Source organism: Shewanella sp. SR1, from assembly GCF_020447145.1.
Classification (GTDB): Bacteria; Pseudomonadota; Gammaproteobacteria; order Enterobacterales; family Shewanellaceae; genus Shewanella; species Shewanella baltica.
The window spans coordinates 1-25,412 of the sequence record NZ_JAJAEF010000034.1 but is presented as its reverse complement, the minus strand read 5'-3'; the positions used below and the strand labels follow the sequence as shown (position 1 = coordinate 25,412).

At 45.9% G+C, this 25,412-nt stretch carries 24 protein-coding genes; 12 read left to right on the top strand and 12 right to left on the bottom strand.

Going from position 1 to position 25,412, the window contains the following annotated elements; genetic code table 11:
* The first annotated feature begins 72 nt into the window (after positions 1-72).
* A complete protein-coding gene (locus tag KV201_RS20700; RefSeq protein ID WP_226060415.1) occupies positions 73-2,721 on the top strand; it encodes a diguanylate cyclase in 2,649 nt (882 codons plus the stop codon).
* Positions 2,722-2,768: 47 nt separating this feature from the next.
* Here the strand turns inward: KV201_RS20700 and rep are convergent, their stop codons facing one another.
* Complete coding sequence (gene rep, locus KV201_RS20695; RefSeq protein ID WP_226060425.1) at positions 2,769-4,781, bottom strand: DNA helicase Rep; 2,013 nt, start codon at positions 4,779-4,781, stop codon at positions 2,769-2,771.
* A gap of 234 nt (positions 4,782-5,015) precedes the next feature.
* Here rep and KV201_RS20690 point away from each other — a divergent pair, with 234 nt between their 5' ends.
* The 3 genes from KV201_RS20690 to KV201_RS20680 all read left to right on the top strand — a co-directional run bounded on the left by KV201_RS20690 (position 5,016) and on the right by KV201_RS20680 (position 6,133).
* Positions 5,016-5,270 (top strand): accessory factor UbiK family protein, encoded by a 255-nt coding sequence (locus tag KV201_RS20690; RefSeq protein ID WP_006083441.1) that lies wholly within the window; start codon positions 5,016-5,018, stop codon positions 5,268-5,270.
* A 96-nt stretch (positions 5,271-5,366) separates the two neighbouring features.
* Complete coding sequence (locus KV201_RS20685) at positions 5,367-5,711, top strand: hypothetical protein (RefSeq protein ID WP_226060414.1); 345 nt, start codon at positions 5,367-5,369, stop codon at positions 5,709-5,711.
* A 74-nt stretch (positions 5,712-5,785) separates the two neighbouring features.
* Positions 5,786-6,133, top strand: coding sequence for a hypothetical protein (locus KV201_RS20680; protein ID WP_226060424.1), 348 nt, complete (start codon positions 5,786-5,788; stop codon positions 6,131-6,133).
* Here the strand turns inward: KV201_RS20680 and KV201_RS20675 are convergent.
* A complete protein-coding gene (locus KV201_RS20675; RefSeq protein ID WP_226060412.1) occupies positions 6,130-7,302 on the bottom strand; it encodes a winged helix-turn-helix domain-containing protein in 1,173 nt (390 codons plus the stop codon). The genes KV201_RS20680 and KV201_RS20675 overlap by 4 nt on opposite strands.
* A 244-nt stretch (positions 7,303-7,546) precedes the next feature.
* Between KV201_RS20675 and KV201_RS20670 the strand changes: the two genes are divergently transcribed.
* The 3 genes from KV201_RS20670 to KV201_RS20660 all read left to right on the top strand — a co-directional run bounded on the left by KV201_RS20670 (position 7,547) and on the right by KV201_RS20660 (position 10,644).
* Positions 7,547-8,053, top strand: coding sequence for a hypothetical protein (locus KV201_RS20670; protein WP_226060410.1), 507 nt, complete (start codon positions 7,547-7,549; stop codon positions 8,051-8,053).
* A gap of 206 nt (positions 8,054-8,259) precedes the next feature.
* A complete protein-coding gene (creD, locus tag KV201_RS20665; RefSeq protein WP_226060409.1) occupies positions 8,260-9,738 on the top strand; it encodes a cell envelope integrity protein CreD in 1,479 nt (492 codons plus the stop codon).
* A gap of 123 nt (positions 9,739-9,861) precedes the next feature.
* Positions 9,862-10,644: a phosphatase PAP2 family protein gene (locus tag KV201_RS20660; RefSeq protein ID WP_226060422.1), complete on the top strand. Its 783-nt coding sequence runs from the start codon at positions 9,862-9,864 to the stop codon at positions 10,642-10,644.
* Positions 10,645-10,697: 53 nt separating this feature from the next.
* Here the strand turns inward: KV201_RS20660 and KV201_RS20655 are convergent, their stop codons facing one another.
* Complete coding sequence (locus KV201_RS20655) at positions 10,698-11,423, bottom strand: ABC transporter substrate-binding protein (RefSeq protein WP_226060408.1); 726 nt, start codon at positions 11,421-11,423, stop codon at positions 10,698-10,700.
* 192 nt (positions 11,424-11,615) lie between these two features.
* On the opposite strand from KV201_RS20655, the gene KV201_RS20650 reads away from it, so the two are divergent.
* Both KV201_RS20650 and KV201_RS20645 read left to right on the top strand, forming a co-directional pair.
* Complete coding sequence (locus tag KV201_RS20650) at positions 11,616-12,116, top strand: Lrp/AsnC family transcriptional regulator (RefSeq protein WP_006083449.1); 501 nt, start codon at positions 11,616-11,618, stop codon at positions 12,114-12,116.
* A 368-nt stretch (positions 12,117-12,484) separates the two neighbouring features.
* Positions 12,485-13,849 (top strand): sodium-dependent transporter, encoded by a 1,365-nt coding sequence (locus tag KV201_RS20645; protein ID WP_226060406.1) that lies wholly within the window; start codon positions 12,485-12,487, stop codon positions 13,847-13,849.
* 102 nt (positions 13,850-13,951) lie between these two features.
* On the opposite strand, the gene KV201_RS20640 is transcribed toward KV201_RS20645, so the two are convergent.
* The 7 genes from KV201_RS20640 to KV201_RS20610 form a co-directional block, all read right to left on the bottom strand.
* Positions 13,952-14,953, bottom strand: coding sequence for a substrate-binding domain-containing protein (locus tag KV201_RS20640; protein WP_226060404.1), 1,002 nt, complete (start codon positions 14,951-14,953; stop codon positions 13,952-13,954).
* A 101-nt stretch (positions 14,954-15,054) separates the two neighbouring features.
* On the bottom strand, positions 15,055-15,978 hold the full coding sequence (gene rbsK / locus KV201_RS20635) for a ribokinase (protein ID WP_226060402.1): 924 nt from the start codon (positions 15,976-15,978) through the stop codon (positions 15,055-15,057).
* A gap of 14 nt (positions 15,979-15,992) precedes the next feature.
* Positions 15,993-16,877: a ribose ABC transporter substrate-binding protein RbsB gene (rbsB, locus tag KV201_RS20630; RefSeq protein WP_006084427.1), complete on the bottom strand. Its 885-nt coding sequence runs from the start codon at positions 16,875-16,877 to the stop codon at positions 15,993-15,995.
* Between the two features lie 13 nt (positions 16,878-16,890).
* Positions 16,891-17,874 (bottom strand): ribose ABC transporter permease, encoded by a 984-nt coding sequence (gene rbsC, locus KV201_RS20625; protein WP_226060400.1) that lies wholly within the window; start codon positions 17,872-17,874, stop codon positions 16,891-16,893.
* The gene (gene rbsA, locus KV201_RS20620) at positions 17,871-19,376 is read right to left on the bottom strand and encodes a ribose ABC transporter ATP-binding protein RbsA (RefSeq protein WP_226060399.1); all 1,506 of its coding nucleotides are present in this window, start codon (positions 19,374-19,376) and stop codon (positions 17,871-17,873) included. The genes rbsC and rbsA overlap by 4 nt, the downstream gene beginning before the upstream one ends.
* Before the next feature lie 42 nt (positions 19,377-19,418).
* Positions 19,419-19,838, bottom strand: coding sequence for a D-ribose pyranase (rbsD, locus tag KV201_RS20615; protein ID WP_226060397.1), 420 nt, complete (start codon positions 19,836-19,838; stop codon positions 19,419-19,421).
* A 412-nt stretch (positions 19,839-20,250) separates the two neighbouring features.
* Entirely contained in the window at positions 20,251-21,114 is an 864-nt protein-coding gene (locus tag KV201_RS20610) for a Tim44 domain-containing protein (protein ID WP_226060396.1), read from the bottom strand.
* Between the two features lie 530 nt (positions 21,115-21,644).
* Between KV201_RS20610 and KV201_RS20605 the strand changes: the two genes are divergently transcribed.
* The 3 genes from KV201_RS20605 (at position 21,645) to KV201_RS22570 (ending at position 23,672) form a co-directional block, all read left to right on the top strand.
* A complete protein-coding gene (locus tag KV201_RS20605) occupies positions 21,645-22,346 on the top strand; it encodes a hypothetical protein (RefSeq protein ID WP_226060394.1) in 702 nt (233 codons plus the stop codon).
* 83 nt (positions 22,347-22,429) lie between these two features.
* Positions 22,430-23,446: a PD-(D/E)XK nuclease family protein gene (locus KV201_RS20600; protein ID WP_226060391.1), complete on the top strand. Its 1,017-nt coding sequence runs from the start codon at positions 22,430-22,432 to the stop codon at positions 23,444-23,446.
* A gap of 97 nt (positions 23,447-23,543) precedes the next feature.
* Positions 23,544-23,672, top strand: coding sequence for a hypothetical protein (locus tag KV201_RS22570; RefSeq protein WP_012090428.1), 129 nt, complete (start codon positions 23,544-23,546; stop codon positions 23,670-23,672).
* 58 nt (positions 23,673-23,730) lie between these two features.
* Here KV201_RS22570 and KV201_RS20595 read toward each other — a convergent pair whose 3' ends face one another.
* Positions 23,731-23,991 carry a hypothetical protein gene (locus KV201_RS20595; protein ID WP_226060390.1) on the bottom strand — a complete coding sequence of 87 codons (261 nt, stop codon included), beginning with the start codon at positions 23,989-23,991 and terminating at the stop codon, positions 23,731-23,733.
* A 1-nt stretch (position 23,992) separates the two neighbouring features.
* Positions 23,993-25,126, bottom strand: coding sequence for an alanine--glyoxylate aminotransferase family protein (locus KV201_RS20590; protein ID WP_226060421.1), 1,134 nt, complete (start codon positions 25,124-25,126; stop codon positions 23,993-23,995).
* Positions 25,127-25,412 lie beyond the last annotated feature (286 nt).

Here is a 25,412-nt window from a genome sequence, read left to right as displayed (position 1 = left end):
TGTTACAGTATTTCATGCTAATTATAGAGATTGGTAAAAGCAACCCTATATTTAACTTAACTAGTGAGTATCATGTTTAAGGATGAAGATGAAACTGGCCAGCCTCGTATAAATGAAGCTGAACGCTTACGCAAAAAAATTATTCGCTTAAAACAATTAGCGCATAAGTATAAGCATGCTGAGATCATTCAAAACGCATTACTCGAAATATCCAATATTGCGACCCATGCTTCTTCACTCGAAGAATTCTATGTCGGCGTGCATAGCCACCTAAAACAACTCATTCCCGCTGATAACTTTTTTATTTCAACCCTCGATGTCAGCACGGGAGAGCTTGCTATCCCTTTTTTCGCCGACGAGAAAGACGCACATCCTGCAGAGCTTTATCCTGAACAATCCTTATCAACATTACTACAGCAGGGATTAACGGGCTACGTTCTCAGAACGGGTAAGGCTTTGTTATGTGATAATGACAAAGTCAATGAACTGATTGCCGCAGAGGAAATTGTTAACTTAGGTTCTCCCTGCCATTTATGGCTTGGCGTGCCCATCAAACACGATGACATAGTGACTGGCGTGTTAGTCGTGCAAACCTACGACACAAATGTCAGCTATGGTGAAATCGAACTCGAGTTGATGACCTTCATTTGTCACCATATCTCAGGAGTAATGGAACGGCTCAAGCATCAGGAACAATTAGAACAAGCCATTCAGCAAAGGACCAGAGAACTCAGCCAAGCCTACGACAAATTAAAACTAGAAGTCTATGAAAGACGCAGAGCTGAGCGCTTACAAAAATCACTGTTCGAAATTGCTGAATTAGCCAGTTCCAGTGCCGACAACCCAGACTTTTATGCCCAATTGCATAATGTCATTCGACACCTCATTCCAGCCAATAATTGCTATATCGCGCTTTTGGATGACACAGAAACTCATCTCACGTTCCCCTTTTATGTCTCGCAATTAGCCAATAAACATCCAGGAACTCGGCCGCTACAGGATGGCTTAACCGAATATGTGCTCAAACATAAGCGCCCATTACTGTTAGATCAAAATAGTATCAATGCGTTAATTGCCTCTGGCGAACTGTATTCCCAAGCGCCAGCGTTAAACCACACTCAAACTATGCATCAATGGATTGGTATCCCCCTCTTTATCCATGATCAAGTACGTGGTGCCTTGACTATTTACAGTTTTAGCATGACGCAAAATTACCAAGTCAAAGACTTAGAATTACTGACATTTGTCTCGCAACACATTGGTTCTGCTATTGAGAAGAAACTGTCCGCAGAGTCCTTGCAACGCAGTTATGAAGAGTTAGAAGAAAAAGTCATCGATCGTACTAAAGCGTTAGCCGAACTCAATCAAAACCTTGAGAAAGAAATTCAACAACGCCGCAGTATGGAAGCTAAGCTAGTTCACGATGCTAAACATGATGCGCTCACAGGCTTGCCTAACCGCGCTATGTTTATGGAACGCTTATCTCAAGCCATTAAGCACGTCCGTCGCCATAGCTTAGAACAGTTTGCCTTGCTCTTTATCGATCTCGACCGCTTCAAACAGATTAACGACACTATGGGGCACTTAGAAGGCGATAAATTTTTAATCGAGACCGCAAGCCGCCTCAAGTCCTGCATTCGTGATAACGACACGTTAGCGCGCCTGGGTGGCGATGAGTTCGTGATCTTGCTCGATAGTATTAACAACATTAATGATGCAAGAGACGTATCAGAAAGAGTGATCCAAAAAATATCCCAGCCCTATCGACTCGGCACGATGGAATTTAACTCTGGCGCCAGTATCGGTATCACCATCAGTGGTAAACATAAAGTCGATACCAGTGAATCTATGTTGCGCAACGCGGATACAGCCATGTATCAAGCGAAAGCCAACGGTAAGGGCTGCTATGTTATTTTTGATGATAACGCCCAACATCAAGCTATACAGGATGTCGAGTTAGAAAGTGAATTTAGACAGGCATTACACCATGCCGAAATCGAACTCAGTTATTTACCTGTCGTCGATTTTAACACTGGTCAAGTGCATGCATTAGAAAGTCGCCTGTTTTGGCAGCACCCACTACGTGGACTTTTACAACAAGAACAACTCAGTGCACTTGCTGAACAATCCCATCTTACCGTTGAACTCGATAAATATACGATCAGCATCATAGATCGCACTTATGCTGAACTGCTCAAGCAACATGATGAATCTATTGAATTACATGTAATGCTTTCGAGCCAACATCTCAAGCATAAGCACGTACTGCGCAGTTTGAAAAACACCCTCAAGCAGACCCAGTTAAACCTGAGCCATTTGTGGTTATTCTTTAATGAAAAAGCGCTAGTGCAAGAGACTGAAAATCATATCAATGGCTTTGAATTGTTGCAGAAACTCGGGGTAAAACTCGGTATCAGCCATTACGGTAGCGGCTATAGTGCATTAAATAGCTTATTGTTTTTGCCGATTAAAGGCTTAAAGCTCGACGCCAATCTCACTAAACAGATACACGCTGAACAGCAGCTTAAATTAATGTCCGCTTATCAAAAAACGGCATCAACCTTAGAACTGCAAACCTTTGTTGATGGCATTGATAGCCCTGAACAAAAACGTATCTTCAGTGAACTGGGTTATCAGCTGGGTCAGGGGGCTGCTTTAGCCGACACTTTTACCTTAAGTGACACCCAATCACAGATCTGTACTCAGCTCGAATATGCCTAGATAAAACCCGAGCGATTGACTTTAAATAACAGTAAGCGAAACGCTCGTTATTTTTTAAACATATCCCTTAAGCTAGAAATGTTGGCTCGCCCAGTCTGCATCCGCTCCTGCTCCGTTTGCTGTGGTTTACGATTCTCCCACACCACATCATCTTGAGGTAACTCAAGCAAGAAACGGCTCGGCTCACAACGCATGGTTTCACCAAATTGACGCCTTTCACGGCAGAGGGTAAACCACAGTTCACGTTGAGCCCGAGTGATGCCCACGTAGGCTAAGCGACGCTCTTCATCTACATTATCTTCATCTATGCTGGTCTGATGGGGCAAGATCCGCTCCTCCACTCCCACCATAAACACAAACGGGAACTCTAAGCCCTTAGAAGCATGCAAGGTCATCAACTGCACTTGATCGCCGCCTTCGTCCTCGCTATTGCGCTCCATCATGTCTCTGAGCGTCAGTCGAGTCACGACCTCAGGTAAGGTCATTGGCTCATCTAATTCATCACCTGCAAGCATCTCAGTTACCCAACGGTATAGCTCGGAGATATTCTTCATCCGCATTTCAGCGGCTTTGGCACTCGTGCTGGTTTCGTATAGATAATCTTCATAATTGATCTTACGGATCAAATGCTTCACAGCTTCGACAGGTTCACCACGCTCTGCATGATCCCCGGTCTCGACAATGAAACGACCGAATTGATACAGGGATGACATGGCCGCCGGCGGTAAATGATGATTGAGTTCAGGCTCAAAAATCGCCGCAAACATAGAAATATGCTTCTCATTAGCGAAATTACCTAAGCGCTCTAAAGTCGATGGGCCTATGCCACGTTTAGGCAAGTTAACGATGCGCAGGAAAGCATTATCATCATCGGGATTCACCACCAGCTTTAGATAGCCCATGATGTCCTTGATTTCAGCACGGGCGAAGAATGACGTGCCACCACTCAATTTGTAAGGAATGCGGTTCGTCATCAGCGCGCGCTCGAGTAACCGCGATTGATGGTTGCCGCGATACAGAATCGCATAGTCGCCAAACTGAGTACGGCCAACAAACTTGTGTCGCACTATTTCCGCGACCACACGTTCAGCCTCTTGCTCCTCGTTGGCGGCAAATAGCACCCGCAGCGGCTCACCATAGGCAAGCTCACTAAAGAGCGCTTTATCGTAAACATGGGGATTGTTCGCGATAAGAATATTGGCAGCCCGCAGGATCCGTTGACTAGAACGGTAATTCTGCTCGAGCTTAATTAACTTAAGCTGCGGAAAATCCGTACCCAATAACACTAAGTTTTGTGGTTTAGCACCGCGCCATGAATAGATCGACTGATCGTCGTCACCCACTACGGTAAAGCGCGCCCGATCACCCACTAACAGCTTTACCATTTCATATTGGCTGGTATTGGTATCTTGATATTCATCCACCAGCAAGTATTGGATCTTGGTTTGCCAGCGGGTACGCACTTCTTCATGATGCCGCAACAATAAGGTTGGCATCAGGATTAAATCGTCAAAATCTAAGGCGTTATAGGCTTTCATGTGCTGGGCATAACGCTGATACAACATGGCAAATAAATGCTGCTGCTCATCTTTAGCGATTTTGCGCGCATGCTCGGGAATAACTAAACCGCCCTTCCAGTTTGAAATCGTACTGGCGAGCGCTTTGAGTAAATCTTTATCTTCGTCTAATTCGTCTTGGGTTAACTCTTTGAGCAGTGCCAAGGTATCTTGATCATCAAACAGCGAAAATCCCGGCTTTAAGCCTAAGACCTTATGTTCACGTTTAATGATTTCAAGCCCTAAGGTGTGGAAGGTTGAAATCCACAGGCCTCTGGCCTCTTTGCGTCCCATGGACTGAGCGACCCGCTCTTTCATCTCACGGGCAGCCTTGTTGGTGAAGGTCACCGCCGCAATATTGCGTGCCTTATAGCCGCATTTTTCGACCAAGTAACCGATTTTATTGATAATTACGCGCGTCTTACCACTGCCCGCACCCGCCAATACTAGGCAAGGGCCTGAAACATAATGAACAGCATCGTTTTGGGCGGGATTGAGTTTCATCTTTGCGCAATATCCAAACAAGTCGACAGAAAGGGATGGGATCATAGCAGAATCGGCGGTTTTAAGGCTAACAAATCCCCGCTTGGGCTGAGCAGAACTCAACCCAATAGACATGCTTAGCCGTGATATAAGCCTCAACAACGACTCACTAAAGCCATCGCGCGTTAGCTTTACTTTTGAAACCTAACGCACTGAGTTACAATCGAGCTATTCATTGAAGAGGCGGACAAGATAATGATCAATCCAAAGAAAATTGAAGAAATGGCGAAACAGCTGAGCGAAAGTTTGCCCAGCGGTCTGAAGCAATTTGCCGGTGAATTTGAAGAGCGCAGCAAACAAGTTCTGCAAAATCAATTACTCAAGTTGGATATGGTTTCCCGTGAAGAATTTGATGTGCAGCAACATGTGCTACTGAAAACCCGCGAAAAGTTAGAAGCGCTGCAAGCTCAAGTCAATGAGTTAGAAAAAAAGCTCAACGCTGCGGGCTAACTTACGTTACGCATATTGAATAAAGCACGGTGAGCGAAAGCGTAACTGTGCTTTTTTGTTTTTAACGCTTCGAGCAGTGCGTCTCTTGGGGAAACAATGCAGCAACTCGCCAGCTATATTCTTACGATTCACGGATACCCAAGCTTAGTGTCGATATTGAGCCATTCGAGTAAAAGCCATAGCTATCAAGATGACGACCTCACTATTCATGAAGTAGAAACGCTGTATCACTTCGATAATGGCGTGGTGATCTGCCAGCAAAGCGAGCACGATCAACTCGCAATTGAGGCGACATCAGACAGTGTTTGCGAAGACTATTGGATAAACTATCGGGTGATAGCATCGAGCGGAATCGTTATTTCACCGCAGCAGAAATCCTTCAGTAACCTTTGCCAACAGGGATTCTGGCTCAAGATGCAACGGGATCGCAGCTCAATATAGACCCGTAAAATAGACCCGCAAACCTGAGTGATTGATTGAGGCAAAGCGTCAACAGAGGGAAGACGATACGCGTGATGGAAACCGCAGTGGAATTGACGACTTTTGAGAGCCTAATACGCTGGGCATTCCTCCTGCTCGGTGGCCTGCCATTACTCACTTATCCCGGAGTGCTCATCGCCAGTTTGATGGGACTGGCCAGTCAATCAAGCATTAAACCCGCTTTTATCACTCGATTGATGAATCAGTGTTTTCTATGGGGAAGCCTAGTTTATCCCGCTGTGTATATTCCCTGCTATCGCCTTGCTAGCAATAGCACTGCGACTTCATCCTTAATCATTGCAGCGCTGCCACTGCTGTATCTTATTTTACTCTATGGTTGCTTTCGCTTTATGGACATTCCAATTAAAACGACTGATGACTAGCACTTTTGTTGCCGTGCATATTTTTGCTTCAGGCCTTTATGATTTGCTTTAACTAACTTCCAGCGATCGCAGTTGTTGAAGCGGGCGTATTCCTTGATGGCGATGTCAAATGCAGCACAGAAATCCTCATCTAAGCCATTCACCACCACGCCCGCTTCTAAGGTCAATTGCTGTAATAGCAATATGCCCGTTTGGCGATCGGCTTTCACATCCACACGGCCAACAAAAGTGTCGCGCCACAGAATCGCTAAAGAATAATAACCATACCGACGCTTTTCGGCGGGCACATAGACTTCAATTTGATAATCAAAATCAAACCATTGCTTTAGTCGTTGCCGTTGGATTAATAAATTATCGAAGGGATTTAGCAGCCAGACTTTATTAGATAATGGCGCATTGAGCTGTAATGCACAGTGATAGAAGTAACTTTGGCCTGCAACCTTAAAACTGGCTAATAACCCCTGTGAGTGCATCTCTGCCAGCTCTTGGGCAACCGCTGATTTTAATCCTTTACGTAGATAGGCAATTTGCGCCGCTGTGCCAAAGGCATGGGCATAGAGATAACGATCAATCAGATAACGGATAAACTCAGCCTCTGTTGGTGCTTCAGTATTAATACCTTGTGGTAACACCCGCGCAGTGAGATCGTAAACCTTCTGGAATTTTTCCCGCCGCACTACCATCAACTCACCACGCATAAAGAGCTGCTCTAGGGCTTTTTTCGCGGGTTTCCAATCCCACCAGGCACCGTTTTTACCTTCACTGTGTTCAAAATCACTGGCCTTGAGTGGCCCTTCTGCAAGGATTCGTGCCCGCACTTCTTGCATTACTTTATCGTCGGGCTCAAACCAATGCTTACCGCCATTTTGCAGCTGCAGTTTACGTTGCAAACTAAAACGGTAATCGGCGATCGGTAAATAGGCCGCCGCATGGGACCAATACTCGAAGATCTCCCCCTTAGCTAAAGCCGAATCGAGCATCTTCGGCTGGTATCCGGGCATACGGCTATGCAGCACATGGTGATGCGCCCGCTCAACCACGTTAATTGAGTCGATTTGCACATAACTTAGGCGCGAGACAGTCTCAGCCACCGAAGTCTGTGGCTGTAATAATCCTTGCTGCTGCATCGTTAATTGCAGCCATTCGCGGGGTGAAAAGGGATTAGACATCACGTTTCCTAAGGTAAAACCTGCAAACACTAAGCCCAACAGACAAACTAAGATTCTAAAAAATGCTGATGTAGTTTGTATCTTTCGAATGAGCCCCTAAAATACACCGCAAACCAGCTCATGCAGCGCGCTCTTCGGATAACATAAGCCATTTATAACTTAACGGCTATCGCTTTACAGGCCTGTTAGTTTCACGACTCAAGGTCGCGCCGACCACGTACTGACGCCTCATTAAGGATTGATGATGAATATCTACTATCGCCAAGCACAACTCTGCGGCCGCAAAACGGGCAATGTTACTAAGCTGCCATTTTTGATGAATATCTTGTATTCACTTGCTGCTAAAAATGGCGATCACCAGCCCTTTTCAATGGATGACATTAACGCCGTACTGTTCAATCAACATCAGTCGATTGGTTGCTCTATCAAAGCGCCGCTACCGATAGTGAGCTGGCGCACCGAAGCGATAGAGTATGAGTTATTCAAAGGCGAAGAGCTGGTGTACCTGCCCCAATGCATCATCTTTAGCAATGGCGCCATCGCCTATGTCATTGTCGTCATAGGTGATGAGTATGAGCTGCGTATTTGGCCCGATTACAGTAACCGTGAGCGGGAAAAACAGCACTGGTTTTCCCACCATGCCGTAGTCTATTTCGCCGAACTTGACGTCTTTAAGCAAAGCTTCGAAGCACTGCTTAAGCATATTCGAAAAGAAGATGACTACGAGGCAAAACACCCCAAGTTTGGCTAAAGCGCAATGCTTTTGAGTAACTCATGTATCGCTTAATATTTTAATTAACAGCCACTGCCATAATTTTGCCACTATTGATCAGCAACTTGCCCGCAACTCTTGTGGGGAAATCTGTTTTAATACTTGCCGTTAATGCTTAGCCTTCTTGGCGAAACATGACATAAAAACTTAAGGCTCGTACTGTATTTCATAGGGAATGAAATCACATGTTCAACATTATCGTGGGCGTCATCGCCCTATTCACTTTGGCATTATTTGGTGGTGCAGCCTACTTAGTCGTACGCGCACTACTAAAAAAATTCAATCGAGATCAAGGAATAGACATGGAATCGCCACAGGCACAGTCCTCACACAGCAAAGGGACACCACTCGCCAAAAACACCACCCTATTGAAAGCATTAACCATAGGCATACTGTCGATCTTAGCTATGATCCCATTAGGGATCATCATGGATATGACCTCAGATCGCGAAGCCTTGTACCACAGTGTTGTCGATGAAATTGGCCGTTCATGGGGCGAGCAGCAAACCCTCTCTGGGCCTGTGCTTGTGATTCCCTATAGCTATTTTGTGATGCAGGAAGAAGTCAGCGCCGATGGCAAAAATCGCCATCAAGTGAAGCGTACCTATCAAGATGAATTAGTCATACTGCCAAAAAAACTCAAGCTCGATTTAGATCTTAAGCATGACTTCCGTACCCGTGGCATTTATCAATCCTTAGTCTACAACGCTACTTTGCAAGGCAAGGCAGATTTCAGTTTAAGTCATTATGAAATCCCTAACCTCATTGCCTTTGATAATAAAAATGCGCGCCTCGCCTTTGGTGTTTCATCAAATCAAGCCATTGATAAAGTAGATAAACTTGAATTAACGGGTGATGCGGTCACGCTTTCAGGCTCGCTGATGTCGGGTACCGGATTAGGCAGCACAGGTGGTCTAGAAAAGGGCTTTAACCAAGGCGTACAAGTCGCCGAAGCCAGTGACTTTAGCGTGGACTTTGCGATGACACTGCGCGGTTCTCAGTCCATCAGCGCCCTGCCACTGGGTGAGCAAACCTTAATTAACATTCACGCCGACTGGCCACACCCTAGCTTTAAGGGATTGTTACCTGCAGAGCGGGATATTAACGCGCAGGGCTTTACGGCAAGCTGGAATATCAGTCACTTAACCCGTAACTATCCGCAGGAGTTCATTAAGAGTAATCAATCGAGTCTGACCGAAGTATCGGCCAATGCGATTTTATTCGAACCCGTGACTCACTATGGCAAGATTGAACGCTCAGTGAAATACGGCCTGCTGTTTATCGTACTGACTTTTATCATGTTGTTCATTTTTGAGCTTGGGCAAAAAACCAGCCTCAGCACGATTCAATATGTGTTAGTCGGCAGCGCCATGGCTTTGTTCTATTTGCTACTGCTGTCGCTGTCTGAGCATTTAGCCTTCTTGCATGCCTATTTAATTGCCGCCTGTATTCCCGTGTTGTCGGTATCCGCCTACGTGGGCAGTGCCACCGCAAGCCTCAAGCGCGGCGGGATAGTGGGCATTATGCTGGTGAGTTTATATGCCGTGCTGTACTCGATACTGCAACTGGAAGATTACGCCCTGCTAATGGGCACAGGATTACTGTTAGTCGTCCTACTGATTTTGATGTTTGTCACAAGGCATCAACCCAAGAACACGGCGTAACAACGCCCAACCGATCCACCCTTGAAGACCCCCGACAGCGCCACTTTTTGCTGTCGGGATTTTTTTGATTGGCAAAGCCATTGCCGCGTTGTAGCCTATGGCGTTTATCAAGAGGCTTGTATTTTGACCCATAGCGCCTATCTTTTCCGCCGTTTAGGTTTAGCCTGGTTATTGCTGGCAAGCATGCCAAGCTTACTGTTACTGACCCAAAATCAGTTGTTTCCACTGATCGATCTGCACTCTCACTTAGCCCGAACCTTATATTGGATTACCATGACGGGCACAGCGCCCTATGGCGTGGCCACTGTGTTGTTTGTGCTCGCTATCGCCTATCGTCTTATGCCTAAAGCCCTCTTTATGAGTTTGTTTTTAGCCATTAGTCTCAGCCAAGTCATCAGCTTAAGTGTGAGCCATACGCTCAAATCCTATTTTAAAGAGCCCAGACCTAATCTGGTTTTTTTGGCTAAGCAAGCGCTGCCTACGGACGAGCAGCTTTCACTCGATGCCTTTTATCAATTGGATAAACAGGAGCGCTCCAAGACAATATCCACTGCGCTCGATGGCTTAAAAGTGACGGAGCCTGAGATGAGGCTCGACTCGCGCATTCACCAGCATTGGGAAGATGAAATTGGTTATTCATTCCCTTCTGGGCATACCATTTTTGCTGTGACACTGGTGCTCACCGCCAGTTACTATCTGCTGCTCGCAGGCCTACCTAGCGTTGCATTGGTATTATTGGGTTGGGGATTTTTGATGGGATTGAGCCGCATGCTGTTAGGCATGCACTGGCCACAAGATGTGTTGTTTTCGACCTTTTTAGCCGCCTTCATCAGCAGCTTGAGCGTGTTCTTAGTCAGTAAAATACGCCCACTCACGCAAACGCTCGTGAACGAGCCAGAACGCTAACCTCTGTAGTTGATCATCTCGATTCAGCCTTGCGCTCAAATACTTAGGCCTTGCTAAGCACTACCTAAGTATTTGACCACTAAGGCCTGATAAATCCCATTGGCCTTAATTTTTGCCAGCCCTTGATTAAAAGTATCCCGCGCCACTGAGTTGTGGAACACCATACGATAGGATGTCGGCGGGAAAATAAAGTGATAGCTCAATGCTTGCTGGGTGTCGATATTGGGCTCAACAAACCGATTCAATTGAGTGAAAATATAACGGTCGGCAATCACAGTATTAATCCGGCCTAAGTACAACATACGATTCTGGCTTAATTGAGTATCGACTTCGCGATAAATCGTCTGTTGCGCTACGGCATTAAATTCAGCGCCGAGCAATAGTCGGGCATTCTCAAAGGCCGCAATACTGTAGTTTTTTAGATCGGCAATACTTTTTATTTCAAGGTGTTGCGCAGCCAAGCTAATCGCCACATTGGTATAGTCGACATAATCATTAGACCAATAGCCATCTACACCATTTGCGGGATTCATGGTCATCACGGCATCTAATCTGTCTTTGTTGAAATATAAGACTTGGCGCTTACGAGAGTAAAATTTAAAGTTAACTGACTGGCCCATTTCCTTAAAGGCGGCCTTAATAATATCAATCTCAAGTCCCGATTCGGCATCTTCGATAATATAGGGTGGGCGATTTAACACACTACCAATGGTTATCGAGGCAGGAAATGCATACGTCGGTAAGATTAATAGGCAGATTAACAGCAAACTCAAGCGCATACAGTGTCTCACTCTTATTAGTATTATAACTATAGCGGTAAATGGTGGGAGATCCAGACAGCGCGCCCCTCACCCACAGTCAGTAAGGGTGATCACTCTCCCAACTTTTAAATCCCGATTGACTCAAGATTTTTGGCAAACTTGGCTAAGGCTGGCAAACTAGGGGCTGACCCAGCTAACCCTAAGCTTTCGATGACAGAAACTCACCCATACAAACTCGACCAACTCGATTTAACCATTTTGCGTTTACTGCAAACCCACGGCAGATTATCCAACCTCGAACTGGCCAATAAAGTCGGCCTGTCGCCGTCCCCTTGCTCGCGCCGTGTTAAAGCCCTAGAAGAAGCGGGCTATATTGCCGATTATGCTACGCGTCTGTCGGCGGATAAGTTCAACCTGCATTTGACTGCGTATATCCATGTGCGGATGGAAAAACACACGCCTGCAATCCTCAATCAATTTGAAGCCAATGTACTGGCCTACGAAGAAGTCCAAGAATGCGCGCTGATCACAGGTTCAGAAGCCGACTACCAACTTAAGGTATTAGTGCAAGATATGGCGCACTTTCGCACTTTCCTGTTAGATAAACTCACGACGAATGTGCATATCGCAGGTGTGCATTCCAGCTTTGTGTTGAAAAAGGTCAAGGACCACACGGCCATTCCCTTAAGCCATATCACCATTCAACCATAGGCTATGTAAAAGATACGGCGTTCAAACACAAAGTGCTGCGACATGACTCAGACTTATCCAGTCACTATCGTGACTCAAGTAAAGTCATAGCATCAAAATACCCACTAAGCTTCTGCCATACGGTATTTTTTGACCATAAGATCACAATTCATTGCATTTTTATCATCGCAATTATTCGCTAAAGTGAGGTCGCGAGTTGTCGTCACTCGCAATATAGTCTCGCATAAAGCCTACTGGCGAAACACAACACCAAAATATCAGCGAAATGAGAATATAAATTGCCGATTAACATCATTTTAACGCACTAAAATTGCGTTGAAATCCTAATTTATCCGCCTAAGATACGCCTTCTTTTTACGGGAGGCATAATGCAATCGGCCAATACAAGTTCGACTAACCACTTCAGCTCACGCTTAGGTTTTATCATGGCGGCAGCCGGTAGCGCCGTTGGTGTAGGCAACATTTGGGGATTTCCCACCCAAGCGGCCACCCATGGCGGCGGAGCCTTTTTGCTGGTTTACCTGGTACTGATTTTCATCCTAGGCATTCCCATGTTAATGGCCGAACTCATGATAGGTCGCCACGGACAGACCAACCCCGCCGATGCCATGGGCAAACTCGGCTTCAACACCCTAACTCGCAGTTTAGGCAAGGCGATAGGTTTGATTTCCATCGTCACAGCGGGATTAATCTATACCTTCTACAGCATTCTTTCTGGCTGGTTTGTCAGCTACGCCATCGCCCCGATTGCAACAGCTTTGGGCTCGAACGACACCGCAGCTTGGTTAGTGGATTTCTCGCTGTCGCGCAATCTGGTGTTCACGCTGATCTTCAGCACACTCGTGTTTCTGGTATTGCTGCAAGGCGTACAAGAAGGCATAGAAAAATGGTCGAAACGCTTGATGCCGTTATTGTTGATCATGCTGATCGCGGGCGTGGCGTATATCTTCACCCTTAATGGTGCGAGCGAAGGCATTACCGCACTATTAACGCCTAACTTTGCCAAGGCACTGGCGCCAGATACCTTGATCAGCGCGCTCGGACAAACCTTCTTCTCCCTCACCATAGGCACAGGTGCCATGATGGTTTATGGCAGCTATTTGAGCCAAAAAGAGAATATCGCCAAGCTAACCGTCTGGGTTGCCTTTACCGACAGCGGTATCGCCTTTCTCGCCGCCTTTTTAATCATCCCAGCCATGTATGTCGCCCAGCACAATGGCGTGGAGATTTTTAACGCTGAGGGCAAGTTACTTGATTCGGATGCATTGGTGTTTACTGTCTTACCCGCGTTATTTTCCACCTTAGGAGATACGGCTAACCTTATCATCAGCGTGATTTTCTTTGTTCTGCTGATCATCGCGGGTTTAACCTCGGCCATATCCATCGCCGAAGTACCAACTAGCTATGTGATGCAAAAGTTCGGACTCAGCCGTCAAAGCGCCACCTTGATCATCGGCCTATTACTGACCTCATTATCCTTATTACTGGCGGTATTTTTTGAGACGCTATTTAGTTTCACTATAATGCTGACCACCCAAATCGCCCAGCCGCTGGTCGCCCTCGGTATCGCGATTTACTTAGGTTGGATTTGGCGCCAAACACAATTACTCAAGGCGATTCGTGGGCAAGATGGCGTCGATATCGCAGGACTCTTCTGGCGCATTTGGCCAAGGTACGTGAAGTATGTGTGCCCAGTACTGATTATCGCGATCGCCATCAGGCAATTTATATAACCCTTTAAAAAGCAAAAATCCCCGCTAAGTGCGGGGATTTTTCTCTGAAACTAAGCTACCGATTGACCTAAGCACCGAACTCATCGGCTCACCCACTAAAAATTAGAGCAGTGATTTGACCGTGTTACGGATCACTAAGCTTGGCTCTAATTGAATAGTCTTGCTAGCACCTGGATTATTAAGGCGTTCAAGTAATACTTCGACGGCTGTGCGCCCAAGCTGTTGTTTCGGCTGGTGAATAGTTGTTAATGCTGGCGTTAAATAGCGCGCTAATTCAATATCATCGTAGCCAATCACCGACAGCTGCGCAGGAATACTTACTCCCGCATTATAGGCCGCATGAATAAATCCCATAGCCATCATATCGTTACTTACAAACATCGCCGTTGGGAGTGTGGGGGCTTGCATCAAACACCCAAATGCAGCTTCGCCACCATCACATTCAAAGTTACCGCTTATTTGCCAGTGAGGGGGTAGCGGTAAATTCGCCTCTGTCATGGCATCGATAAAGCCAGCTAATCGTTGTTGAGAAGGGAGTTTATCTAATGGGCCACTGACACAGCCGATCTCTTTATGCCCTTGTTCAATTAAATAACGGGTCGCTAAATAACCACCTTGGCGGGAGTTATCTTGAATTTTATCGCATTGAAAATCTGTCGGCCCCCAATCCATTACCACTGTAGGCAAGTTTGGCTGACTGCTAAGTTGGGCAAAGGCGGGAGCCTCAGCCTCACTGCACATCAACAATAAACCATCTACTTGCTTTTGCAGTAAGGTGGACAAACTAAAACGAATACGCTCGGCATCACCCTCTGTATTACACAAAATCAAGCTATAGCCATTCAGATAACAGTGTGCTTCAACCCCTTTAACCACTTCGGCAAAAAAGGGATTAGTAGAAGTCGTGACCAGCATGCCAAAAGTGCGAGTATTCTTAGTTTTAAGACTACGAGCTAATGCCGATGGCGCATAGTTAAGCTCTTTCACCGCCGACAATACGCGTTCCTTTACTGTGTCGCTCACAAAACGAGTGTTATTAAGCACATGACTGACAGTGGATGTTGATACTTGTGCGAGCCTAGCGATGTCTTTAATGGTAGCCATGGGCGTGCTTGAGGTTCCTAAATATCATTTAACTATGAAAGGCTTAAGTATCACTCTGCAACTGTATAAGTGACAAAGTGATGAGTATTACCAAGATTATATTATCGAACTTGTTCCGCTAAAAAGGCATCCACTTCTGCGAGTAACGGGATAGAAGTTTGCGCACCAAAGCGGCTAACGCTAATCGCCGCGGCGCCATGGGCAAAGACAATAGCCTCATTTAAGGTTTTGCTCTGCAACAATCCAGTTAACACGCCCGCATTGAAGGTATCACCTGCGGCTGTCGTGTCCTTCACTGTAACACTGAAACCTACGATTTGCTGGCCTTGACCATGCTCGCTGACATACACGCCTTTACTGCCTAAGGTGATCATCACTATGGCTATGCCTTTAGCATGCAGATGTGCTGCGGCAAGCGCAGCACTGTCAATGCTATCAACCTTAATACCCGTCAGCAATTCAGCTTCGGTTTCATTAGGGGTAATGATATCCACCTTCGCCAGCAGTTCATCGGCTAACTCCATAGCCGGTGCAGGATTCAACACCACTAACGTATCCGCATCCTTAGCCATAGTCGCTGCACTTAAGATGGTCTCTAACGGCGTTTCTAGTTGCATCAGCAGGATATCTGCCTGACTAATTAAATGCTGATGCGGAGCCAAAAGCGCAGGCGTTAACGCCGCATTAGCACCGGGGGCGATACAAATGCTGTTTTCACCGCTATCAGCAACTTGGATCATCGCGACACCTGTGGTCATGTCGCTGACAATCATCAATCCTGAAATATCCATCCCTAAGGCTTGATATTCTTTGTATACCCGCAGACCAAAATCATCATCACCCACACAGGCGATAAACGCGACATCGGCACCCAAGCGTGCTGCGGCAACGGCTTGATTCGCCCCTTTACCACCAGCAATCACTTGATATCCCGATGCAGTCAAGGTTTCACCCGGACGAGGAAAACTAGGCACTTGTACCACGTGGTCGGCATTAACACTGCCTAATACAACAAGTTGACTCATTACGTTTCCCTTAATTATTCGCTGATAACTTTTAATGGCACTGGAATAAATGCCTCAACAGCTTGGCCTTTTAACAGCTTGTCGGCAGATTCAATCCCTAAGGCACCAATCAATTCTGGTTGTTGGGCTATCGTCGCCGCGAGGCGTTTACGCTTAACCATGGCAATACCTTCTTTGGTGCCATCGAAACCAACAATCAGTAATGATTTACCCGCAGCTTGCGCAGCACGTACGGCACCAAGTGCCATTTCATCATTCTGGGCAAATACTGCATTGGCATTGCTGTTAGAAATCAATAGGTTTTCAAGTACGTTCAAACCTTTAGTACGGTCAAAATCTGCAGGTTGGCTCGCTAAAATTGTCAGCTTATGCTCAGCCGCCCCCTTGCTGAAACCTTCGCCACGCTCACGCGCCGCCGACGTTCCTGCAATACCTTCTAATTGGATGACCTTGGCATCGGCACCTAAGCGTTGAGCAATAAACTCAGCGGCCAGTTTGCCACCGGCCACATTGTCAGAGGCAATATGGCTGGCCACTTTGCCGTGATTTGCGCCACGGTCTAAGGTCATGACCGGAATATTACTGTTGTTCGCAAGACGAATGGCATTCGCTACCGCATCGGAATCGGTTGGGTTAATCAATATCACCTTGACGCCACGCACAACCAAATCTTCCACGTTGGCTAATTCCTTGCTGGGATCATTTTGCGAATCGAGTACGATCAAGCGATAGCCCAGTTCTTGTGCTTTAGCTTCGGCACCTTCTTTCATCGTCACGAAGAAAGGATTATTAAGGGTTGATACCACCATAGCTAACGTGTCCTGTGCAAAAGCACTGTTAGCCAACGTTAAAGAGAGAGACAACACGCTAGCCTTAATGGCAATATTTAAAAATTTCATATAGTTAACCTTATTATTTATGTTTGTTATCAACCATCACAGCCAACAAGATCACACTGGCTTTGACTATCATTTGGTAATACGAAGATACATCGAGCAAGTTCAACGCGTTATTCAAGAAGCCAATAATCAAAGCGCCAACTAAGGTGCCCATAATCCGGCCTTTCCCCCCCGCTAAACTAGTGCCCCCCAGCACCACTGCAGCAATCGCATCGAGTTCATAACCCGTACCCGCGGTCGGCTGCGCCGATGATAAACGCGAAGTTACGATAATGGCCGCTAATGCCGCCAAAGTGCCGCAGAGTGCATAGACCCCGATCTTGACGCAATCAACATTGATACCCGACAGTTTGGCTGCTGACTCATTGCCACCCACTGCATAAATGTAGCGTCCAAAGCGAGTGTGATTAAGCAGATACCACACGGCAGCAAACACAATCACCATCAGCCAGACAGGCACAGGAATACCGAGAGCATTGCCCGTACCAAACCAAGCAAATTGATCGGCAACGTCGGTAAAGCCAGTCGAAACTGGGCGGCCATCGGTATATACCATGGTTACGCCACGCAGCAATGTCATGGTCACTAAGGTTGCAATAAACGCCTGCACTTTGCCTTTAGCGATAATGATGCCGCTGATTGCACCTAAACCCGCACCTGCAACCAGTGCCGTCGGCACAGCAACAACGACCGGAATTTCCATACCAATTAAGGTGGCAGCCAGTGCGCCGCACAGGGCCAATACAGAGCCCACACTTAAATCGATACCCGCGGTTAAGATAACTAACGTCATACCTACGGCAATAATCGCATTGACTGAGGTTTGTCTAAATATATTCAGCAGGTTATCAAGGCTGAAAAAATGTGGGTTAAGCATAGACACGAGCGCAATTAAAAATAGCAAAGCCAAAAGTGACTTTTGCTCAATCATCCAAGCTTTAACACGCACGCTTTGTGGCGATGGCACAGCCGCAGGGTTAGTGCTTACAGGCTTCATAGGGTTCCCTCTGTTTGGTATTTACCGACGGCAGCGGCCAGTATTTGTTCTTGTCCACCTTGATGGCGCTCAAATTCAGCGCTGATTTGGCCTTGATGCATCACTAAAATGCGATCGCTTAAACCCAGTAGTTCGGGCATATCGGATGACACCATGATCACGGCCAGACCTTGAGCTTTGAATTGATTAATCAGTTGGTAAATTTCTTTACGCGCGCCAACATCTACCCCACGGGTTGGCTCATCTAAGATCAATACCTTAGGTTGAGTCATTAACCCCTTAGCGATAGCGACTTTTTGTTGATTACCACCAGATAACAAACCAATCGCTTGATCTTGTGTCGGCGTTTTTATATTAAAAGCATTAATAAACTCCGCTACTTTGGCTTGTTCACGCTTATGCTGAATTTGTCCAAACTGCGACAATTCCCCTAAACTGCACAGTGACATATTTTCTTTCACCGTGAGTTCCAGCAACAAGCCATCGCCTTTCCTGTCTTCAGAAATATAGGCAATGCCATTAGCAAGGGCGTCTTGGCTTGACTTAATATTCAGCGGCTGACCATTCAATAAAATGTTGCCAGATCGAATTGGAATCGCCCCAAATATCAGCTTCATCAGCTCAGTTCGACCCGCCCCCATAAGCCCTGCAATACCGAGTAACTCCCCTTGCTTAAGCTTAAAGCTCACCGCAGATGAATCAGCGGCGCACAGCTCTTTCAGCTCAAGACACACGCTGTCTTGGCGATGATCTTGATAGGGATATTGCTCATCAAGCTGGCGGCCAACCATCAGCTCAATCATGGTATCTTCACTTAAATCATCTATGCTGCGTTCGGCAATAAATTGGCCGTCTCTGAGCACGGTCACATCATCACAAATAGTGAAGATTTCTTTAAGACGATGGGAAATATAAACGATGCCGCAACCTTGCTGTTTAAGCTCGTTAATCACCCGAAACAGGCTCAAGGTTTCCACATCAGTGAGTGCATCCGTCGGTTCATCCATAATGATGACTTTGGACTCAAAGGAAATTGCTTTCGCAATTTCAACCAGTTGTTGCTCCCCTAAACTCAACTGCCCCAGTAAAGTACGGCTACTGTGTTTCACATCTAAACGCGCAAGCAACTTATCGGCCTGCTGATACATGGCTTGCCAATTAATCGCCCCAAAACGATGGCAAGGCTCACGACCTAAAAAGATGTTCTCAGCAATTGATAACTCAGGGATCAAGTTAAGCTCTTGGTGAATAATGCTAATTCCCGCCAATTGTGATTGACGTGGACCACTAAATTTAACTGCTTGCCCTTGGTATTCAATACTGCCGCTATCGCTTTGATAAATGCCAGTTAGCACTTTCATTAACGTCGATTTACCGGCACCGTTTTCACCCATTAAGGCCATCACCTTACCGGGATAAACCTGCAAGCTGGCACCATCTAACGCCTTAACCCCAGGGAAAGTTTTGACTATCTTGTCTAATTTGAGAATGGCTGATTGCATATCTATCAGACCCTTATCCTATTCCGTTAAAAGGAGACGCCGTTAAAAGGGCACACCACAACTGAAAATCACATTGGCGTAAGGGCTACACTCACCACTGCGCACTATGGCGCGACTGTTATGACTTTGTCGTTTAAAGGCGTCATGGCTGATATAAGTGATATCAATCTGGCGGCCACTGAGCTGCTGCTCTTGCGCAATCCGATCCAAAATTTGTTGATGTACTTGCGGATTAATCTCAATGATTTCTTGCGCTAAGATCACTGATTGCAACTGCAGTTCACTCAAGATGGCATCAATACAGGCGAGTAAATCGGGCACACCGGGTGATAACGCCATATCGATACGTTCAACATTGGCAGGGATCGGCAAGCCAGCATCACAGATCGTTATTTCGTCAAAGTGACCGCAATGAGCCACTAGAGCTGATAAAGCAGGGTTGAGTAGGGTTGTTTTTTTCATTTTAATTCCCACAGCTTAAGTCGCACTCAACGGCATTCTTGGCAATTCACCTAGGGATTTTGTAGAAAATCGCAGTGATAAAACACAAGCGAACCGTTTGCGCAATCGTTTCGATGACAGGAACTGTAAGAACTTATTGAAGGTTTTGCAGCTTATTAGCATCAAAAATGAGATCTTGATCACACTTAAGAGGTTGGGTTAACAAAGTTAAAACTGGCTTGATTGAAAAATGAACCCTGATTAGTAATTGCTATAAAAGTGACTGCTATATCAGTCGCAGTAATCTGACCTAAGCGGTGGCTTCTTTCTATCTATCAATAACGTTGAACTACTGAGGGAAGGCTGGATAGGAACTCAAGGGGATATAAATAGCAGCCTTAAGAGATTAAGGCTGCTTTTGAAGACGGGCAGATTACTGTTCGATACCGACAATCAACCAAGGTGAATTGACTTGCGTTACGTTACGCTCTAAATGCCAGATTTCCTTAATTTCCTCTTCTACACCTTCAACGGTATCGCGATAGCGGCCGCTAAATTTAACACTCACTTCCGCAAGATTTGCATTGTGTGTGGCGCGGACAAGTTCGGCATCCAAAAACATCACTTCAGTGTGCTGATCGCCAACTAACTCGCGGCGTTGGTTGCTGAGTTCATTGTAAAGATCAATAGAAACATACTCTTGGATTTTGCTTAAGTCGTTTTCATTCCACGCCAATTGCAAGGTTTTGTAGTGACTACGAGCACCTTCCAAAAAGCCGGGTAAATCAAAACCGGCTGGCAAATCAAAAGGAACTGCGCTTGACGCTTGACCAAAACCATTGCTGCCGCTGTTTGCATTGGTGGCAAAACCTGTTTGTTCAGCCTGTTGACGCTGCATATTCGGATTGGGTTGGCCAGCACCCGCGTAGGCTGGTCTTTGCTGCGCCCCCGCTTTTGAGACCATCACAGTACGGACGATTTTGAATAGTACGAATGCCAGCAAACCGATTATCAAAATATCCATGATTTGAATATTTTCAAAACCACCGCCCATAAACAACGCAGCCAATAAGCCACCCGCTAATAAACCGCCTAACATGCCGCCCATCATACCTTTCTTGCCCGGCGCTCCCGCTGGTGCCGTAGTCGGTGTGTTGGTCGCCGCTGGTTGAGCCGGAGCCGTTTGGTGACTCTTGCCAATAGATTTACTACCGCCGAACTTTTTCGCTTCTGCGACTGGACTAGCAACCAAGCTAACCGCAAAAATCATCGCAAACATAATTAATAACTTTTTCATTTATAAGATCTTTGTTTGTATAACCTGTGGTATCGGCATCATAGCGGGATGACATTATATGTCAACTATGAAAAAGCGGAGGCTGGTTGTTCTATATATATTAAATGAGTTTCGATTAAGCACTGCCATTCCAGTGACGCGCCAACTTTGGTTTAAAATAAGTCATCCCTGAGGGCTCGATGACGGCATCTGCTGCATACGGAAGTACGAATGTCGCGATCACATGGATGTGAATGAGCGACCATGCCACCAACGGTCACTTACATGCCAGTGCTTAATCTCGTTAACTACCTTGCATCCTGCTCGCTAGAGCTATCCAACGTCGAATACCCAGACCGAAAAAATCATATCAGCAGATATATCTTCTAAACCGCAATTTGACTCAATACCGTAGACAAAAGATATACCTATGATGCCTGCGAGAGTCACTTGAACAACTTATTTTAGTGTGGCGTGTTCGAAATGGGGTGATATGGCGCCTAAACCCTTCTTAATAGCTTCACTTCTGAAGCGTTCTCAAGGAGCCAATTATGCACCATTCACAATCCAAGGAAACCACAGGGCAAAACGTACCTTTTTGTCTCGTGGTTAACCACAGTCAAATCATCTTGAAGTCAGTGCTGGGAGCAACTATCTCTTCAGCTAAAGAGCAAATTAATATTACACATGCGTTAGAAATTATAATCTGTGTCGAACCTCATCTTGAGAGTCTGCCGTTATTGGCTGAACAGATTAGAAATGTGCCGCTAACTATTGCGATTTGTTCTCCTGATTGCCCCCCAACTTATCGCCAACAACTAACAGAGTGTTTCGATGGCCTAGTCCAGTCACAACCTACGTTATATATCAGCCTTATCCGCGATCTGGTTGAAGTAAGATCTCGCAGCACCCTTATCAGTATCGATCTGCCTGATATACATACCATGTTTAAACTTTCGCAAGGACGCATTAGTTATAAGAGAGTAATGCTGGATGCTAAGTCAATAAAAGAGGAACTCAATACTCTATTAAGCTCAAACCAAAACCAAGTAATAGGCCTGTTCTGCATTATGGCGATCGAACACGTTACATCTTTTACATCAATAAATGATGTAATCCATTCAATTCAAGTACATGATAATATTAGCATATTATGTGGTTCACGGCACGTGTTTGGAAAAGAAACTGCAGCAGTTGGTTTATTATGGTTTGAGAGCTTTGAGAAGCCTGCAGCGATTGCGCACTTGCCATAAAAGCTCCTATGCACCGAACTCAACCTTACGAGATTTTTAACATCTCCATAAATTTTTATACGCATAATCATAAGGAATATGAAATGAACCAACCTAATTTATTCTCATTCGCTACCAGCGAATTATCTCAAGATGCTTTTCTGTGTTGGTTGCTAAGCTGGGCAGACCCAAGTCATGCCAATACAGACCCAGAGTTACATCGGCTTGGCTCTGCCTTACTCAAAGATTTAATTATTAAGGCGAAAGGGGATCTACCTCTGATATCCAAGGTACTGGTTAAGCGTCAATACCAGCATCTTGATGTCCTATGCCTCGTGAACGATGACTTAGTTCTTATTATCGAAGACAAGACTGTTACAACAGAGCATGGGAACCAGCTGCAACGCTATAAAGAGCAAATGATATCTCAGTATCCACATGCTCAAGTATTAGGTATTTATTATAAAAGCGAGGAGCAAAGCAGCTTTAGAGATGTCAGGAAAAGTGGGTTTGAGCCTTATTTACGTCAAGATGTGCTTAAGTTGTTGACCACACATGCTACAGAAAATGCCATAGTAAAAGATTATTATGGATATTTATCCTCAATTCAGACAAATATTAACAACTACAAGGTCTTACATGTTGATGAATGGAAAAACTCACAAAGAACTTGGATAGGATTCTACCAGTGGTTACAGCAAGCAATGGACATTGGAGATAACAGCTATACCGCTTGGAAGTATGTTGCTAATCCATCTGGTGGTTTCATGGGATATTTTTGGGCGTTCAAAGCGACTGGCTTATCAGATACCGAAATATACTTACAACTGGAGCATGAAAGGCTGTGTATTAAAATCTCAGTTTCTGAAACAAATAACCGCAGTGAACATAGGGCTCACTTTTATCGTTTGGCTACTGACATTGCGGCTGCGTTAAAGTTACCTTTAGTAAAGCCACCTCGATTTGGACATGGTGAATACATGACCATCTGCCAGTGGCCAGGGGATTACCGTATTTTTGACGGTGCAGGTGTCATAGATTTAGGCAAGACACTCGAACGGATAAGAAGTTTAGAGACAATATTGGAGCATGTAGTAAGCACCCAAGCCTGTGCACTTTAGACAGCAGTTCAACGGCCATTGTTAAATTCTCGGAATGCATAATTGTAAATAACCGACTATCAGGCATACCAAGGGTTTAACTGGATTAAGCACTGTCATGGAAGTGACCGTTGGCGGTATGGATGCCGCCGTCGAGCCCTCAGGGATGAGTTCATGGCGTGTCACTGGAATGACAGTGCTTAATCAATATCACCTGCTGCCAAAAGTGACTTTATTAACAAAATAAAAAAATCCCCGCATTACGGGGATTTTCAATATTTCAAAGACAACTAACACTCACAGCGTTACACGCATTTCCCATCCGATGACTTATCGGAAGAAAGAGCTCGGCTGATGCCGCCGAAGATAACATTCAAGAAGCCGATACCGACATCTTTTTGTCGTTCATCGGCGCTGCCCGTATCGTGGCCACTCGCCTCTCGCATGCTTTGGTTATTGTTAGTTCCGCGTACAAAATCGCAGGACGCATTGCTGGTATTGTTCACCGAGCAGGCACTGAGTAAAGCGATCATTAGGCCGCAAAGGGCAAGGCGTAATCTTGGCATATTAGTTCAACACTTCTTCTAATGCCTTGAGGCATAAAGAGACATTCTCACGGCGGGCACCAAAGCCCATTAGACCGATACGCCATGCTTTACCCGCAAGGGCGCCAAGGCCTGCGCCGATTTCGAGGTTGTAATCCTTCAGTAAACGAGTCCGCACTGGGGCATCATCGACACCTGCTGGGATATAAACCGTATTCAGCTGCGGTAGGCGATAATCTTCGGCAACCACAAAATTAAGCCCTAACTTTTCCAGCCCAGCACGCAGCACTAAATGCATTTCGTGATGGCGTTGCCACGCATTCTCTAAGCCTTCAGCCGCCAACATACGCAGGGATTCATGCAGTGCATACAGGGCATTCACTGGCGCAGTGTGATGATAACTGCGTTTGCCGCCCGCGCTGGTCCAATAGGCCATCACTAGACTTTGATCGAGGAACCAACTTTGCACAGGAGTTTTACGATTCTTGAGTTTTTCTACCGCTGCGCTCGAGAAAGACACAGGTGATAAACCCGGTACACAGGAGAGGCACTTTTGACTGCCAGAATAAATAGCATCTATGCCCCATTCATCGACTCTTAACTCGACGCCACCAAGGGAAGTCACGGCATCGACGATTGATAAGCAACCGTATTGTTTGGCTAATGCGCACAAGGTTTTGGCATCGGACAGCGCGCCAGTAGAGGTTTCTGCGTGCACAAAGGCTAAAAATTTGGCATCGGGATTGGCTTTCAGCGCCGCTTCCACCGCAGCAGGGTCGACAGGTGCGCCCCACTCATTGTCCACCAGCACTGCAATGGCGCCCACGCGCTCGACGTTTTGGCGCATACGCTCACCAAACACACCGTTACGACAGACAATAACTTTCTCACCCGGCTCGACTAAGTTAACGAAACAGGTTTCCATACCCGCACTGCCCGGCGCAGATACCGCCATAGTCATTTCGTTTTTAGTTTGGAAGGCGTATTGGATAAGGCTCTTAAGCTCATCCATCATGCCGACAAACAGCGGATCTAAGTGGCCGATTGTCGGTCTGGACTGCGCCGCAAGCACTTCGGGATAAACATCCGACGGGCCTGGGCCCATCAAAATACGGCGAGGAGGATTAAAAGCGGTAAAACGCGGTGCTGGTAACATCATGTCTCCTTAATGCGTGCAGGTCGAGGTCTCGTTGTTATTCGTTAGCCGTTCTGTTTTAAGAAACTGCCAGTTAATCGTTAACGGGTTAAGTCAGTAACTTAACTGTGTCGTATTAATCGGCGGCTAGAGTATTAAGTCTACAAAACTACCACAAAAAAGGGCGCATGTGCGCTAATGCCGTTCACTTAAGAGTGAACGGCATTTTTCTTTGGTCTAACCGGAAACTTGTTTTTGCTCATTTTAAGGACTCGTGGATAAGCCCTTTCCCGTTTACCATCCAACT